We start from the raw sequence: 15,191 nt of genomic DNA on the forward strand, positions 1-15,191 counted from the left end.
GGCGTCGGCTCTTGGCGTTTCGTTGCGGGGTGCGGCCCGGTGGCCGGGTTGTGCCCGCCCGTTCCTCCCCCGGCTACCGCTGGGAGGTGCCCCCTGGCGGAACGATTGCCCACAACCGGGCTCCGCGTCGGCCGCCGTTCCCCCGGGGGCCCGGGGGCCTGTCCCCGGTTTCGGGGAGGGGCGGGGTGGGGGAAATCCGCCCCGCGTCACGACCACACACCGCACGAGAAAGCGCATCGCACCCCATGGCGACCCCCGAGTTGACGTCCCTGCGATCGCCGCGTGTCACCGCCGCCCGGCGGCTGGCCAAGCGCGGCTTCCGCGGGAAGGAGCGGCGGTTCATCGTCGAGGGGCCGCAGGCCGTACGGGAGGCCATCGCGCATCTCGTGGAGGTGTACGCCACCCCCGAGGCCGCCGAGCGCCACGCGGACATCCTCGCCGCCGCCCGCGCCGCGAACCTTCCCGTGCTCACCGCGTCCGACGAGGTCATCGCGGAGATGTCGGACACCGTCACGCCCCAGGGCGTCGTCGGGCTGTGCCGCTTCCTCGACTCGCCGTTCGAGGAGATCCTGCGCGCCCGCCCGAGGCTCGTCGCCGTCCTCGCCAACGTCCGCGACCCCGGCAACGCCGGGACCGTGCTGCGGTGCGCCGACGCCGCCGGGGCGGACGCCGTGGTGCTGACGGACGCCTCCGTGGACCCCTACAACCCCAAGGCCGTACGCGCATCCGTCGGTTCCCTCTTCCATCTCCCCGTCGCTGTCGGGGTGCCCGTCGAGCGTGCGGTGAGCGGGCTGCGGGAGGCCGGGGCGCGGGTGCTGGCCGCGGACGGGGCGGGGGAGCGGGACCTGGACTCCGAGCTGGACGACGGGCTGCTGGGCGCCCCCACCGCCTGGATCTTCGGCAATGAGGCATGGGGCCTGCCGGAGGCTACCCGCGCACTCGCGGACGAGGTGGTGCGCGTTCCGATTCACGGCAGGGCCGAGAGCCTCAATCTCGCCACGGCCGCCGCCGTGTGCCTCTATGCCTCCGCTCGTGCGCAGCGCGCTCCCGCAGGGTGCCGCTCCGTCACATCGACCTAGTAGGGTTGCCCCCTCTGGGAGGGGACCCGAGAGGGGGTGTGGGGATGGACGTCAGGACTTCCGGCGCCAGGGCGGCCGACGCCCATGCGCCCGGAGCGGGGCCGCCCGGCGGGGGGCGCGACCTCTCGTCCGCCGGGCCGGGCCCGGGCCTGCCCGGCGGCGCGCCGGACGGATTCGCGCCGCACCCCGACGATCTGCCCGACGGCCTGGTGGTGGCCGATGAGACCGGTCTGGTCACGTGCTTCAACGCGGCGGCGGCCCGGATCACCGCCACCGACCCCGCGGACGCGATCGGCCGCCGGCTCGAGGTGGCCCTGCCGTTAGAGGACCTGGACGGCCGGCGCTGGTGGGCGCTGACCGATCCCTATGGCGGGCTGGCCATCCGCGCCGGCCAGCCCGAGCGGAATCTGCTGCTGCCGGGCGGGCGCGAGGTGCTGGTCTCGGCCCGCTATGTGCGCGAGCGGCCGACCGGGCCGGTGCGCCGGGTGGTCGTCTGTCTGCGTGGCACCGAGGCCCGCCGCCGCACCGAGCGCAGCCATGCCGAGCTGATCGCGACCGTCGCCCATGAGCTGCGCTCGCCGCTGACGTCCGTCAAGGGGTTCACGGCCACGCTGCTGGCCAAGTGGGAGCGGTTCACCGACGACCAGAAGCGGCTGATGCTGGAGACCGTCGACGCCGACGCCAACCGGGTCACCCGGCTGATCGCCGAGCTGCTGGACATCTCCCGGATCGACTCCGGCCGGCTGGAGGTGCGCCGCCAGCCGGTCGACCTCGCCGCCGCCGTCCGCCGCCATGTGCAGGCGCTCACCGCGGCCGGGCACACCGCCGAGCGGTTCCTGATCCGGGCCAGGGGACCGCTGCCCAGGCTGTGGGCCGATCCGGACAAGATCGATCAGGTGCTGGGCAATCTGCTGGAAAACGCGGTGCGCCACGGCGAGGGAACGGTCACCATTGACATAGCGCCCGCGACACCGGCCAAGCCGGCCGTGGAAGGCCCCCCTGTCGAAAGGACCGCCGTCACCGTGAGCGACGAAGGCCCCGGTATCCCGGAGGAGTCGATGAGCCGCGTCTTCACCCGCTTCTGGCGGGGCAGCAAGCGCGGCGGCACCGGCCTCGGGCTCTACATCGTCAAGGGCATCGTCGAGGCGCACGGCGGGACGATCACCGTCGACCGGGCCCGCGGCGGCGGCGCGGAGTTCCGATTTATCCTGCCCGTGGGCACCCCGGCCTATCTGGCCTGAGCCACCCGCGGGCTTCTCCAGCACGGGGCGGACCCTCGCGCGGCGGCCGCCGCGCGGTGTCCCCCGCAACAGCACCCCTCCCGTGCCCCTTAGACTCGGGCTTTGGCACCTTTGGCGTCCCTTGCAGGGGGCGCAGCGGTCGCAGCCAGTCGAGCCGGGGTCGCGCAGCCGGGGGGCACCTCCCAGCGGTAGCTGGGGGACAATCGGAAGTACGGGAAGAGATGTCGGCACCCAATAAGTCGTACGACCCTGTCGAGGTCGAGGCACTGAAACCGGAAGAGATCGCCCGCAGGCGGGACGAGGCGCTCGCCGCCATCGCCGCCGCCGGTGACCTCGAGGCGCTGCGCGAGGTGAAGGTCGCCCACACCGGCGACCGCTCGCCGCTCGCGCTCGCCAACCGCGAGATCGGCGCCCTGCCACCGCACGCCAAGGCGGACGCGGGCAAGCGCGTCGGCCAGGCCCGCGGCCAGGTCAACCAGGCGCTGAAGGCCCGGCAGGAGGAGCTGGAGGCGGAGCGTGACGCCCGGGTGCTGGTCGAGGAGGCGGTGGATGTCACGCTGCCGTACGACCGCACCCCGGCCGGCGCCCGCCACCCGATCACCACCCTCTCCGAGCGCATCGAGGACGTCTTCGTCGCGATGGGCTACGAGGTCGCCGAGGGCCCTGAGGTGGAGGCCGAGTGGTTCAACTTCGACGCGCTCAACTTTCCGCCCGACCACCCCGCCCGCGAGATGCAGGACACCTTCTTCGTGCGCGGCGCGAAGGACGGCGAGTCGTCCGGTGTGGTGCTGCGCACCCACACCTCGCCGGTGCAGATCCGGTCGATGATCGACCGCGAACCGCCCATCTACGTGATCTGCCCGGGCCGCACCTTCCGCACCGATGAGCTGGACGCCACCCACACCCCCGTCTTCCACCAGGTCGAGCTGCTCGCCATCGACGAGGGCCTGACCATGGCCGACCTCAAGGGCACGCTGGACCATATGGTGCGGGCGCTGTTCGGCGAGGGCATGTCCACCCGGCTGCGGCCGAACTTCTTCCCGTTCACCGAGCCGTCCGCCGAGATGGACATGCTGTGCTACGTGTGCCGGGGCGAGTCCGTGGGCAACCCGGACCGGCCCTGCCGCACCTGCTCCAGCGAGGGCTGGATCGAGCTGGGCGGCTGCGGGATGGTCAACCCGCGGGTGCTCATCGCCTGCGGTGTCGACCCGGAGAAGTACAGCGGGTTCGCCTTCGGCTTCGGCATCGAGCGGATGCTGATGTTCCGGCACAACGTGGAAGACATGCGAGACATGGTCGAGGGTGATGTGCGCTTCACCCGGCCCTTCGGGATGGAGATCTGATGCGGGTCCCGCTTTCTTGGCTGCGGGAGTACGTCGACCTGCCCGCCGGTGAGACCGGCCGTGACGTACAGGCCAAACTCGTCTCGGCCGGGCTCGAGGTCGAGACGGTCGAGCAGCTCGGCGCCGGCCTCAAGGGCCCCCTGGTCGTCGGGCAGGTGCTGGCCATCGAGGAGCTGGAGGGGTTCAAGAAGCCCATCCGCTACTGCCAGGTGGACGTCGGGCAGGCGGGGGGTACCTCCCAGGCCGAAGGCTCTGGGGGAGGGACCGGTGAGCCGCAGAACATCGTCTGCGGCGCCCGGAACTTCCGCGAGGGCGACAAGGTCGTGGTCGTGCTGCCCGGCGCCGAACTGCCCGGCGGCTTCGCGATCTCCGCGCGCAAGACCTACGGCAAGACCTCCGAGGGCATGATCTGCTCCGCCAGCGAGCTGGGCATGTCCGACGACCACGACGGCATCATCGTCCTGCCGCCGGAGTACGAGGTCGGCACCGACGCCATCGAGCTGCTGGAGCTGGTCGACGAGGTCCTCGACATCGCCGTCACCCCGGACCGGGGCTACTGCCTGTCGATGCGCGGTGTCGCCCGCGAGACCGCGACCGCCTACGAGCTGCCGCTGCGCGACCCGGCCCTGATCGACGTGCCCGCGCCCAACAGCCACGGCCACCCGGTCAAGGTCGCCGACCCGATCGGCTGCGACCGCTTCACCGCCCGCACCGTCACCGGGCTCGACCCCGAGGCGCACTCCCCGATCTGGCTCAAGCGCCGGCTGCAGAAGGCCGGGATGCGCCCGGTCTCGCTCGCGGTCGACATCACCAACTACGTGATGCTCGAAATCGGCCAGCCGTTGCACGCCTACGACCGCACCCGGATCAATGGGGCGATCGGCGTGCGCCGCGCGGAGCCGGGCGAGAAGCTCACCACTCTCGATGGCAGCCAGCGCGTCCTGGACGCCGAGGACCTCGTCATCACCGACGAGAGCGGGCCCATCGGCCTCGCCGGTGTGATGGGCGGCGCCAACACCGAGATCGCGGACACCACCGCCGACGCCGAGACCGGCCAGGCGGCGGGCACCACCGAGGTCGTCATCGAGGCGGCCCACTTCGCCCAAGTCCCGGTCGCCCGGACCGCCCGTCGCCACAAGCTGTCCTCCGAGGCGTCCCGCCGGTTCGAGCGCGGCGTCGACCCCGAGGCCACCTCGGCGGCGGCGCAGCGCGCCGTCGACCTGCTGGTGCTGCTCGCGGGCGGCACCGCCGAGGTGGGCGTCACCGAGATCATCGCGCCCAGCGCCCCGCACACCATCACGCTGCCCGCCGACCACCCGGACAAGGTCGCGGGCGTGTCCTACGGCCGCGAGACCGTGGTGCGCCGGCTGCAGCAGATCGGCTGCGATGTCTACGGCGCCGACGACCTCACCGTCACCGTCCCCAGCTGGCGGCCCGACCTCACCGACCCCAACGACCTCGCCGAGGAGGTCATCCGGCTCGAGGGGTACGAGAACCTCCCCTCGACCCTGCCCCGGCCCCCCGCCGGGCGCGGGCTGACCGAGCGTCAGCGGCTGCACCGCCGGGTCGGCCGGGCGCTGGCCGGGGCCGGCTACGTCGAGGCGCTGAACTACCCGTTCCTCGGCGAGGAGGTGCTCGACCAGTTCGGGCTGGCCGCCGACGACCCGCGGCGCGGTCTGCTCCGGCTGGTCAACCCGCTGTCGGACGCCGAGCCCGCGCTCCGTACGACGCTGCTGCCCGGACTGCTCGGCGCGCTGCGGCGCAACGCCGGGCGCGGCGAGCACGACCTCGCGCTCTTCGAGACGGGCCTGGTCTTCCGCGCCACCGGCCACGAGCCGGCCGCGGCCATCCCCCCCGTCGACCGCCGCCCCACCGACGAGGAGATCGCCGGGCTCAACGCCGCGCTGCCGCACCAGCCGCGCCGCGTCGCCGTCGTCCTCGCGGGCGACCGTGAGCAGGCCGGCTGGTGGGGCAAGGGCACCCCGGTGAGCTGGGCCGACGCCGTCGAAGCGGGCCGGATCGTGGCCCGCGAGGCGGGGGTCGAGCTGATCGTCCGCCAGGATCAGCAGGACCCCTGGCACCCGGGCCGCTGCGCCGCGCTGCTGGCCGTCGTCGACGGCGAGGAGATCCTCGTCGGCAACGCCGGTGAACTCCACCCGCGGGTCACCAAGGCCTTGGGCCTGGCCGAGCGCACCTGCGCGATGGAGATCGAGCTCGACCGCCTGGAGCAGGCCGGCACCGGCGTCGTGGAGGCCCCCCACGTCTCCACCTTCCCGGTGGCCGCCCAGGACGTCGCGCTGATCGTGGACACCTCGGTCGCCGCGGCCGATGTGGAGACGGCGCTGCGCGAGGGCGCGGGCGAACTGCTCGAATCCCTCCGCCTGTTCGACGTCTTCACCGGTGAGCAGCTCGGCGAGGGCAGGAAGTCGCTGGCCTACGCGCTGCGCTTCCGCGCCCCGGACCGCACGCTGACCGCCGAGGAGATCGCGGCATCCCGCGACGCCGCGGTGGCGGCAGCCACCAACCGCACGGGCGCCACCCTCCGCGGAGCCTGACGCCAACCGGCTCCCGCCGGCCGCCACGAACACGGCGATGGGGCGCACCCCACAACGGGGCGCGCCCCATCGCCGCGTCCGGGCCCGGGACGACGGCCCAGGTGCTTGCCGGCCGGCGCCGGTCGCAGCAGGGGCGACCGATGGGGCTACGGCCCCCGACCCGGGTCGTAGCCCCATCGCCGTTGTCGGGTGGCTCGGTGCGTGGTCGCTTGCCGCTCGCTCGTGCGGGGCGCTGTCGCCGGGTTCGCGGGGTGGCTGTCGTCGGCGATTCCGGCGGGGGAGGGGCTGTGGCCCGGCGGCGCGGGGCTCGGGGGCGTGGTTGGGTGCCGCGTCGTTCTGGTGAGCGGCGGACAGCCGAGGCCGCGTTCGCGGGGCGGTGGGGTGTTCGGGTGGCTGCCTGGGGCGTGGTCACCCGATCAGGTGAGATCCGGAAGGGGCTGGTCCAATTGGCAGGAGCTGTCGCCAGAATCGTGCCGGTCGCACGGCCCGCGCGGGATCGACCGTCCAGGGACCGGGCCGACCGCCTCATTGGCCGGCGTTGGGGGCGACACATGATCGGGACATCGGCAGTCGGCGGCGTGTTCGTACGGAAGGCACGGAGTCTGCGGGAGGTCACCCGCGTGATCCCCTGTCTGTGGGTGCTCGGCGCCCTCTGCTGGGCCCTGCTGACCCCGCATCACGCCGAGGTCGTCACGCTCCTCGCCGCGGCACCCGCCATCGCCTGCGCGAGCAGCGGCCGCCGCAGATGCAGCGTGCTGCTCGGCGGCGCCGGCCTGCTGTTGGCCCTCGCGCCTCCGGCCGCCCTGGAGCCCGACGGCGACGGGAAGGAGCCGCACGCCACCCTGGTCACCTGCTGCGCCATCCTCGGTGTGGCCGTCGCCTGCTATCTCACAGCGGGCCGCAAGCTGCGGCTGGTGCGCGAACTGGAACAGCTCCGGGCGGTGGCCACCGCCGCGCAGGACGTGGTGCTGCGGCCGCTCCCGGCCCGGCTGGAGGGCATCGAGCTGGCCGGCGGCCATCTCTCGGCCAGCCGGGGCGCCGCCGTCGGCGGCGATCTCTACGAGGCGCTGGCCACCCCGTACGGCGTCCGCGTCATCATCGGCGATGTGCGCGGGCACGGCCTCGCCGCGATCGGCACCGTCGCCGCCGTCCTCGGCAGCTTCCGCGAGGCCGCCCATGAGGAATCCCGGCTCGGCGGCGTGCTGCGCCGGCTCGACCGCGCCCTGGAGCGCCATCTGCGGGCACGCGCGAGCGGGGAGTGCCCGCTGGACAGCCATGTGGACGAGGAATTCGTGACCGTCCTGCTGCTGGAGGTGGGCGCGGACGGCGAGGTCACCGCGCTCAACTGCGGCCACCCCTGGCCGTACCGCCTCTACGAACAGCCGGTTGGCCCGGCCATGGCCCGGCAGACCGCGCCCGGCGAGGTGCTGCCGCCGCTCGGCCTCTTCCCGTTGCCCGCCGAGCTTCCCTCCGGCCGCTGGAGCACCCTGGGCGTCGGCGACACACTGGTGCTGCACACCGACGGCGCCGAGGACGTGCGTGACGCCCACGGCACGTTCTTCCCCCTGCGCCGCGCCCTGTCCGAGGCCGCGGGCTCCGGGCCGCTCGTCCCCGCGGCGGTCGTGGCGGGGGTGCGCTCGGCGCTGCTGCGCCACACCGGGGGCCGGCTCGCCGACGACGTCGCGCTGCTCGCGCTGCGCTTCGACCGCTGCCCGCTGTCCGCCACCACGGCCCTCACCCGCCCGGTCGCCGACGCCCACCGGGGCTAGGGGCTGTCCGCCGGGCCTTGACGCCTGCGGCGGGCTGTTCTCCTACCCGCCGCTTCCCGCGGTGTCGATATGCGGTTCCGCCGCGTGGTGGGGTGCCGCTCCGGCTCCCGGGGTCTGGGGGTGAGGTCTCTGGCAACGGGTGCGGGTGGGGAGGGCCGCTTCCCTCCCTGTTCCTGCGCCGACCAGGGTGCCGCCCCGGCTCCCGGGGTCTGGGGGTGAGGTCTCTGGCAACGGGCGGGGGTGGGGAGGCCGCTTCCCTCCCCGACCCCTCCCCAACCGGGGTTTCGCCCCAGCCTTCGGGGTCCAGGGGCGGGGCCCCTGGTATCGGGAAGGGGCGGGTGGGGGAAAGGCCAACACCCCACCCCACCCCGCCCGTTCACACCCCGTGCGAATCCCCCTCCACTACGCTGGCGCCACCGAGCGTTTCGGGAGGGCGAGATGGAGCCCAACACACTGCTCGACTCCGTGCTCGACGAAGCCGGAGTCTCCCACGCCGGACTGGCCGCGCATGTCAACGAGGCAGGCCGGGCCCGGGGGATGAAGCTGCGGTACGAACACACCGCGGTGGCCCGGTGGCTGAAGGGTCAGCGGCCGCGCGGCCAGGTGCCGGACCTCATCTGCGAGGTGCTGGGCGAGCGGCTGCACCGCGCCCTCACCCTGGACGACATCGGCCTCGGCACCCCCAGCAGCCGCCGGGGGCCCGCCACCCCGCTCTCCGGATTCGTCGAGCGTGCCACCGCGCTGTGGCGCTCCGACGAACAGCAGCGCCCGCATGTCGTCGAGGCCCCGGCGGTCACCGGCACCCCGGCCGTCATCCCGGTGTGGGAGTGGGAGAACCCTCCCGAGGACTCCGATGTCTCCCGGCGCGGTCTGACCCGGGTCAGCATGACCGACATCGAGACGCTGCGCGCCGCCCGCGCCCACTACGAGCAGATGTACCGCAAGGCCGGCGGTGTCGCGACCCGGACCCGGGTGGTGGGATTCCTCAACTCCGAGGCCGCACCGCTGCTGCGCGGCAGCTACGCCGATGACACCGGCCGCCAGCTGCACCGGGCGACCGGCGGCCTGGTGGCCATCGCCGGGATCTGCGCGTACGACTCCAATACGCACGGCCTGGCCCAGCGCTACTTCCACCAGGCGCTGCGGCTCGCCAAGGCCAGTGGCGACCGGGGTCTGGGCGCCTATGTCATAGCGCTGCTGGTCAACCAGTCCCTCTTCATGAAGGAGTACCGGCAGGCGGTCGCCTTCGCCGAATCGGCGCTGCGCGCCGCGGGCTCCCAGATCACCCCCGCGCTCGCCGCCGACCTCTACGCCATGCAGGCCAAGGCGTACGCCCGGCTCGGCGACGGCGCCGGGGCGCTGTCCTGCATCCGGCGTGCCGAGACCGCCGCCGACCGGATCAGACCGGGTCAGGAGCCCGACGAGACCGGCTATGTCCAGCCGGGTCTGGTGAACGTTCAGGTGGCCGAGGCACTGCTGAGCCTCGGCGACCTCGGCGGCGCCCGCGAGCACGCCACCGCCGCGGTCGGCACCCCCGCGCACGACCGGGGCCGGGTGCACCGGCTCGCCATGCTCACCCATATCGAGCTGCGTCAGGGCGACGTGGACCGGGCGGGCGCCACGGCGGTGGAGATGACCGAGCGCGCGCGGGGCATGGAGTCCCAGCGGTTACGCGACCGGTTGCGGGCGGTGCGGGAGCACCTCGCGGCCAGCGGAAGCGCCGCGACAGCCGAGGCCGCCGCGCTCATCGACGGGGCACTGCGCGTCCCTCTGTGACCAGCGGTTCCGCTCGCGGTCCGCACTCTCGTCAGCGGGTGGCCCACGATGGCCTCCCGTTTCGACGAAAGGTGGCTGACAGTGCGATGGAAGAACCTCAGGGAGCGGACCGTGTACGAGAACCGATGGTTCCGGGTCAACCTCGCCGATGTCCGGCTCCCCGACGGGCGCCATCTGGACCACTATCTGATCCGGCTCCGTCCCGTGGCCGTGGCCACGGTGGTGAACGCGGCCAACGAGGTGCTGCTGCTGTGGCGTCACCGGTTCATCACCGACGCCTGGGGCTGGGAGCTGGCCGCGGGCGTCGTCGAGGACGGTGAGGACATCGCCGACGCCGCGGCCCGGGAGATGGAGGAGGAGACCGGCTGGCGGCCCGGCCCGCTGCGCCATCTGCTCTCCGTCGAGCCGTCCAACGGGCTCACCGACGCACGGCACCACATCTACTGGGCCGAGGAGGCATCGTACGTCGGGCACCCGGAGGACGACTTCGAGTCGGACCGCCGCGAGTGGGTGCCGCTGAAGATGGTGCCCGACCTGGTCGCACGCGGTGAGGTGCCCGCGGCCAACATGGCGGCCGCGCTGCTGCTGCTCCACCACATCAGGCTCGGGTAGGCCGGGCCGCCGTCCGCGCCGGCGCTAGTGTCCCGCTGCCTGCCATATCGCCAGGGCCAGGGCGGTCACCCCGGTCAGGGCGGCGATGGAGGGCAGCGGCCAGCGTCCGTGCTCCAGTATCCGCATCCGTCCGCCCAGTTGGTTCACGTCCTCCTCAGCCTGCTCTCCTCGGTGGTCGAGCAGGGCGAGCCGGCCGTCGACGCGGGTGAAGCCCACTTCGACGGTCCGGCGCAGTTCCGTGAGCTCCACGGCTAACGCGGCTTGCTCGGGCTCGGTGGTCACGGGTTGATCCCCTTCCGGATGTAACGTCCGTGCAGTGGTGACGCTCCGAGTCAAGCGCATGCCCAGGTGGTGCGGGAGCGTGTGTGGGGGTGGTGTGTGAGTCACCGGCGCACACCCCGTGCGAAAGGCCGTACTCAGCGGGTACTCAGGGGGGACGGCGGCCGAAGGGAGGGACCGCGAGGGGCGGACAGACCTGATGGATCGGATGGACCGGACAGAAGGGATGGATGTGCGACTGATCGCCGCTCCGATGTGGGAATTCGGTATCGACCAGGGAGTCCGGCAGTTCGCCGAGCTCGGCATCGCGCTGGTGCTGTCCACCCTGATCGGGCTCGAGAGGGCGGTGCAGCAGAAGAGCGCCGGGCTGCGCACCCACACCCTGGTGGGCGTGGGCAGCGCGCTGTTCATGCAGGTCTCCCAGTACGGCTTCACCGATGTGCTGTTGCGCGACCACGTCGGCCTGGACCCCTCACGGGTGGCGGCGCAGGTCGTCTCCGGTATCGGCTTCATCGGCGGTGGCCTGATCTTCGTCCGGCGCGATGCCGTCCACGGGCTGACCACCGCGGCGACCGTCTGGCTCACCTGTGCGGTGGGCATGGCCTGCGGCGGTGGTCTGGCCCTGCTGGCCACCGCGGTCACCGCGGTGCACTTCCTGGTGATCCGCGGCTATCCGCTGCTCACCCGTCGGCTGCCGGCCCTCTGGTCGGCCGAACGGGTGGAGTTGCAGCTGTCCTACCGGGTGGGCGCCGGGCTGCTGCCACGCGTCCTGGAGCTGTGTACGGCCGCCGGGTACCGGGTGCTGCGGGTCCGGGTGGACCGGGCGCCGTGGAAGGGCCGGGACCGCACCACCCGGATCGTCCGGGCCGAGGAGGAGGCCCGGCCCGCCGATACCGGCGTCGCCGAGGTGCAGCTCGCACTCGAGGGTGCCGGGGACGTCCTCCGGCTGGTCGGGGCGATCTCCGAGCTGGACGGCGTCCTCGGCGCCGACGCGGGCCGCGACCTCGACGATTCGGAGTGACCCCGACGACCCAAAGTGACGAGGGCGAGGCGATGGCGCCGGTGCGACCCCGGTCCGTGGCCGGCTCCCGGTCCGCGCTCAGTACGTGTAGAAGCCCGAGCCCGACTTGCGTCCCATCCGGCCCGCGTCCACCATCCGCAGCAGCAGCGGGGGAGCGGCGTACAGCGGCTCCTTGTACTCGCCGTACATCGAGTCGGCGATCGCCGCGATCGTGTCCAGGCCGATCAGATCGGACAGCTTCAGCGGGCCCATCGGATGGGCGCAGCCCATCTCCATGCCGTTGTCGATGTCCTCGCGGCTGGCGATCCCGGACTCGAACATCCGGATGGCGGAGAGCAGATACGGGATGAGCAGCGCGTTGACCACGAACCCCGCGCGGTCCTGGGCGCGGATGGCGTGTTTGTCCAGGACGTCGTGGACCAGCGCCTCGGTCCGCTTGATGGTCTCCTCACCGGTGGTGAGCGCCGGGATCAGCTCCACCAGTGCCTGCACCGGCGCCGGGTTGAAGAAGTGGATGCCGATCACCTGATCCGGCCGGGAGGTGGCGACGGCCAGCTTGACCAGCGGGATGGAGGAGGTGTTGGAGGCGAGGATCGCGTCCGGGCGGGTCACCACCTGGTCGAGGACCTGGAAGATCTCCGTCTTGACCTGCTCGTTCTCGACGACCGCCTCGATCACGAGGTCACGGTCGGCGAATTCCCCCAGGTCGGTGGTGAAGCTCAGCCGGTCCAGCGTCGCGTCGCGCTGCTCCTCGGTGATCTTGCCGCGCTCCGCGGCCTTGCCGAGGGAGTTGGTCAGCCGGGTGCGCCCTATCTCCAGGGCCTCGCCCGTGGTCTCCGCGACCATGACGTCCAGGCCGGAGCGGGCGCACACCTCCGCGATGCCCGCACCCATCTGGCCACAGCCCACCACTCCGACGCGTTCGATGTCGGTCACATCGTGCCTTTCGCTGGTCCAACTGTCCGTTGTGTCGTCCCCCTGTCGCCCCAGACGTTACCCTCCGGTTATCGGCGAGGGGCGGGCCGGGGCCGGATTCCCGGCCCCGGCCCGCCCCGTCCCCGCCTTGCGCACGGGGCTCTCACACCACCGTCACGAGGCGTCGCCGCGCAGGATGCCGCGGCCGTTGGTGGCCACGTAGACCCGTCCGTAGACCCGTGGGTCGCCGGTGATCGCGCCGCCCGTCCAGCCCCACTGGTGGGCGTCGTCGTTGATCCGGGTCCAGCTCGCCCCGGCGTCGGTGGAGCGGAAGATGCCGCGCACCCCGCCGATCTTCGCGCTGGTGTAGAGCGCCTGGTACGAGGCGCCCGGCGCCGCCTTGCCGAAGCCGATGGTGTCCGCCTGCTGGACGCCGCCCAGTTTGGTGAAGGTCGCGCCGGAGTCCGTGGAGTGCCACAGCCCGTAGGCCCCGGCCGTGCTGCCGCCCGCGAGCCAGATGTCGCCCTCGGCGCCCGGCAGCGCCTTGAACCGCACCGGGCCGTCGGCCGGCAGCCCGGAGGACGGCCTGGCGGTGAAGGTGGCGCCGCCGTCGGTGGAGACGTAGAAGATGCCCGCCTTGAAGCCGTAGAACGTCTTCGGGTTCTTGCGGTCGGACTCCACGACGGCCCCGGCCGGGATACCGCTCGACGCCGCCCAGGAGTTGCCGAAACCGGTGGTGTGGTAGACGGCCGAGGTGCCCTCCGGGGCCCAGACGAAGCCGCTGCCGTCGGCCGCCGCGGCCACCGTGCCGCCGCCGGTGACCCCGGCCGGCTCGCTGCCCTGGAACCAGTTGGCGCCGTTGTCGGTCGAGAAGGCGATCCGCGGGGCGGAGTCGTTGTTGCCCACCCGGACCACGGTGTTCGCGTTGGTCTCGGCGTAGTCCAGGCTGGTGGTCGTGGTGAACGTCGGCGAGGTGTACATCCTCGCGGGCACCGCGTCGAGGTCGGTGTGGCGGAAGCCCCCGATGTCACCGAGCGCGCTGAGCAGCGGGGCGCCGGTGGGCGGGCTGGCCAGGTCGTTGACCGCCGTCTCCTCCAGGCCCTTGACCATGGGCGTGATGGTGATGGTGCCGCCCGTGTCCCAGTTCGCGAGGTTCTCGGTGCCGTAGACCGTCGCACCGGTGCCGTACATCATCCGGCGGGAGTCGAACGGGTCGATCTCCAGAGCCTCGGTCATCCAGCCCAGCTTCGGGGTCACTTCGGGCGGGGAGGGGTTGGCGCCGAAGGTCAGCCAGGGGACGGCACTGACGTCCTGGGTGTAGCGGAAGGACCGGTTGGGGTAGCTGGTGAAGTCCCAGGCCCGGGTCCAGGTGGCGCCGGAGTCGGTGGAGCGGAAGATCTGGGTGTCCGGCCACCAGGAGCTGTAGCCGGTCACCATCAGCGTGCCGGGCTTCTGCCGGTCCACCGTGAGCCCGCTGTAGCCGAAGTAGGTGTCGGCGTCCGTCATGGGGCTGATGTTCTTCCACTCCCCGGTGGCCGTGGCATACCGCCACACCTGGCCCTTCTCCCCGTCGTACGGGCCGCCCTTGTCGCTGGTGGTGAGGTACAGATAGCCGTTCTCGGTATCGAGGACGCCCTTGTGGGAGAGATAGCCGGTCGGCTGCCCGGCCACCCGCGACCAGGTGGCGCCCGCGTCCGTCGAGCGGTAGACGGTGTTGTTCTTGTCGGCCACGCCCACGTAGACGGTCTTCGTCGCGCTGCCGGAAGAACCGGTGCGCTCGTCGAAGGTCACCCACACCACGCCCTGGTTGTCGCTCAGATAGCCGCTGGTGTCGCTCGCGTCCTGGACGTAGGTGCCGGGGTTGGGGAAGGACGTCACCTTCGACCAGGTGACCCCGGAGTCGGTGGAGCGCCACAGCCCGTTGCCGCTCGGCGCGCCGAGGTAGAGCACGCTGTTCTTGTGGGGGTCGACCGCCAGCCGTTCCCCCATGCCGCGGCCGGGCATATTGCCGCCCAGCTTGAAGGGGAGGGTGGTGGACTGCCAGCTGGCGCCCCGGTTGGACGAGCGCAGGATGGCGCCGTTGCCCGGGTCCCAGCTGTTGGTGTACGTACCGGCCGCCACGTAGACCTTGTCGGGATCCACGGAGTCGCTGGCCAGGCTCACCACCCCGGTCCAGCCCCAGTGGTCCCAGTCGAGCGAGTCCAGCAGCGGCACCCACCGCTTGCCGGACTGGTCCCAGCGGTAGGCGCCGCCGATGTCGGTGCGGGCGTAGGCGAGGTTCTTCTCCTTGCGGTTGAAGACGATGCCGGGGACGAAGCCGCCGCCGTCCACGCGGACGTTCTTCCAGGTGGAGGCGTCGGCCTGGGCGGTGCCCCGGGCGGGGGCCGGTTCGGGGCGGGCCGCCGCGGGGGAGGCGGCGGCGGTGAGTAAGCCGCCGACGAGTGCCAGCGCGGCCATGAGCGCGCCGAGCGGTCTGCTGCCTTTGCTGCGCACGGGAACTTCCTCTCCGGACGTGGAGGTAGTGAGGGGTGCTGGCCCTGCGGGTGAGGTATTTGGGAGCGCTCCCATGCGTGCGTCATCCGATGCTAGCGGCCGGATGGC

Annotated in this window: 11 protein-coding genes; 8 read left to right on the plus strand and 3 right to left on the minus strand. The window is 72.6% G+C overall.

From position 1 onward, the window contains the following. Window positions 1–245: 245 nt before the first annotated feature. The 7 genes from AS97_RS36490 (at window position 246) to AS97_RS36520 (ending at window position 10,375) form a co-directional block, all read left to right on the plus strand. The gene (locus AS97_RS36490; RefSeq protein ID WP_059148016.1) at window positions 246–1,079 is read left to right on the plus strand and encodes an RNA methyltransferase; all 834 of its coding nucleotides are present in this window, start codon (window positions 246–248) and stop codon (window positions 1,077–1,079) included. 44 nt (window positions 1,080–1,123) lie between these two features. Continuing rightward, window positions 1,124–2,320 (plus strand): ATP-binding protein, encoded by a 1,197-nt coding sequence (locus AS97_RS36495; protein WP_210566400.1) that lies wholly within the window; start codon window positions 1,124–1,126, stop codon window positions 2,318–2,320. Window positions 2,321–2,541: 221 nt separating this feature from the next. Next, window positions 2,542–3,663 carry a phenylalanine--tRNA ligase subunit alpha gene (pheS, locus tag AS97_RS36500; RefSeq protein WP_086711554.1) on the plus strand — a complete coding sequence of 374 codons (1,122 nt, stop codon included), beginning with the start codon at window positions 2,542–2,544 and terminating at the stop codon, window positions 3,661–3,663. Next, entirely contained in the window at window positions 3,663–6,218 is a 2,556-nt protein-coding gene (gene pheT, locus AS97_RS36505) for a phenylalanine--tRNA ligase subunit beta (RefSeq protein ID WP_125761527.1), read from the plus strand. Before pheS ends, pheT begins: the two co-directional genes overlap by 1 nt. A 551-nt stretch (window positions 6,219–6,769) precedes the next feature. Next, window positions 6,770–7,987 carry a PP2C family protein-serine/threonine phosphatase gene (locus tag AS97_RS36510; protein WP_247204609.1) on the plus strand — a complete coding sequence of 406 codons (1,218 nt, stop codon included), beginning with the start codon at window positions 6,770–6,772 and terminating at the stop codon, window positions 7,985–7,987. Between the two features lie 438 nt (window positions 7,988–8,425). After that, the gene (locus AS97_RS36515; RefSeq protein ID WP_059148011.1) at window positions 8,426–9,763 is read left to right on the plus strand and encodes a hypothetical protein; all 1,338 of its coding nucleotides are present in this window, start codon (window positions 8,426–8,428) and stop codon (window positions 9,761–9,763) included. 48 nt (window positions 9,764–9,811) lie between these two features. Next, window positions 9,812–10,375: an NUDIX hydrolase gene (locus AS97_RS36520; RefSeq protein ID WP_086710837.1), complete on the plus strand. Its 564-nt coding sequence runs from the start codon at window positions 9,812–9,814 to the stop codon at window positions 10,373–10,375. Window positions 10,376–10,399: 24 nt separating this feature from the next. Here AS97_RS36520 and AS97_RS36525 read toward each other — a convergent pair whose 3' ends face one another. Continuing rightward, window positions 10,400–10,657 (minus strand): hypothetical protein, encoded by a 258-nt coding sequence (locus tag AS97_RS36525; RefSeq protein WP_059148009.1) that lies wholly within the window; start codon window positions 10,655–10,657, stop codon window positions 10,400–10,402. A gap of 223 nt (window positions 10,658–10,880) precedes the next feature. On the opposite strand from AS97_RS36525, the gene AS97_RS36530 reads away from it, so the two are divergent. After that, complete coding sequence (locus tag AS97_RS36530) at window positions 10,881–11,675, plus strand: MgtC/SapB family protein (protein WP_059148008.1); 795 nt, start codon at window positions 10,881–10,883, stop codon at window positions 11,673–11,675. Between the two features lie 78 nt (window positions 11,676–11,753). Here AS97_RS36530 and AS97_RS36535 read toward each other — a convergent pair whose 3' ends face one another. Continuing rightward, entirely contained in the window at window positions 11,754–12,611 is an 858-nt protein-coding gene (locus AS97_RS36535; RefSeq protein ID WP_059148007.1) for a 3-hydroxybutyryl-CoA dehydrogenase, read from the minus strand. Between the two features lie 153 nt (window positions 12,612–12,764). Further along, entirely contained in the window at window positions 12,765–15,083 is a 2,319-nt protein-coding gene (locus AS97_RS36540; RefSeq protein ID WP_346161078.1) for a xyloglucanase, read from the minus strand. Window positions 15,084–15,191 lie beyond the last annotated feature (108 nt).

The sequence above is a fragment of the Streptomyces sp. AgN23 genome, assembly GCF_001598115.1.
Classification (GTDB): domain Bacteria; phylum Actinomycetota; class Actinomycetes; order Streptomycetales; family Streptomycetaceae; genus Streptomyces; species Streptomyces antimycoticus.

Coding starts and splice junctions, on each gene's coding strand:
- AS97_RS36520 (WP_086710837.1), top strand. CDS start 9,812: ATGGCCTCCCGTTTCGACGAAAGGTGGCTGACAGTGCGATGGAAGAAC.
- AS97_RS36495 (WP_210566400.1), top strand. CDS start 1,124: ATGGACGTCAGGACTTCCGGCGCCAGGGCGGCCGACGCCCATGCGCCC.
- AS97_RS36510 (WP_247204609.1), top strand. CDS start 6,770: ATGATCGGGACATCGGCAGTCGGCGGCGTGTTCGTACGGAAGGCACGG.
- pheT (WP_125761527.1), top strand. CDS start 3,663: ATGCGGGTCCCGCTTTCTTGGCTGCGGGAGTACGTCGACCTGCCCGCC.
- AS97_RS36490 (WP_059148016.1), top strand. CDS start 246: ATGGCGACCCCCGAGTTGACGTCCCTGCGATCGCCGCGTGTCACCGCC.
- AS97_RS36515 (WP_059148011.1), top strand. CDS start 8,426: ATGGAGCCCAACACACTGCTCGACTCCGTGCTCGACGAAGCCGGAGTC.
- AS97_RS36530 (WP_059148008.1), top strand. CDS start 10,881: ATGGATGTGCGACTGATCGCCGCTCCGATGTGGGAATTCGGTATCGAC.
- pheS (WP_086711554.1), top strand. CDS start 2,542: ATGTCGGCACCCAATAAGTCGTACGACCCTGTCGAGGTCGAGGCACTG.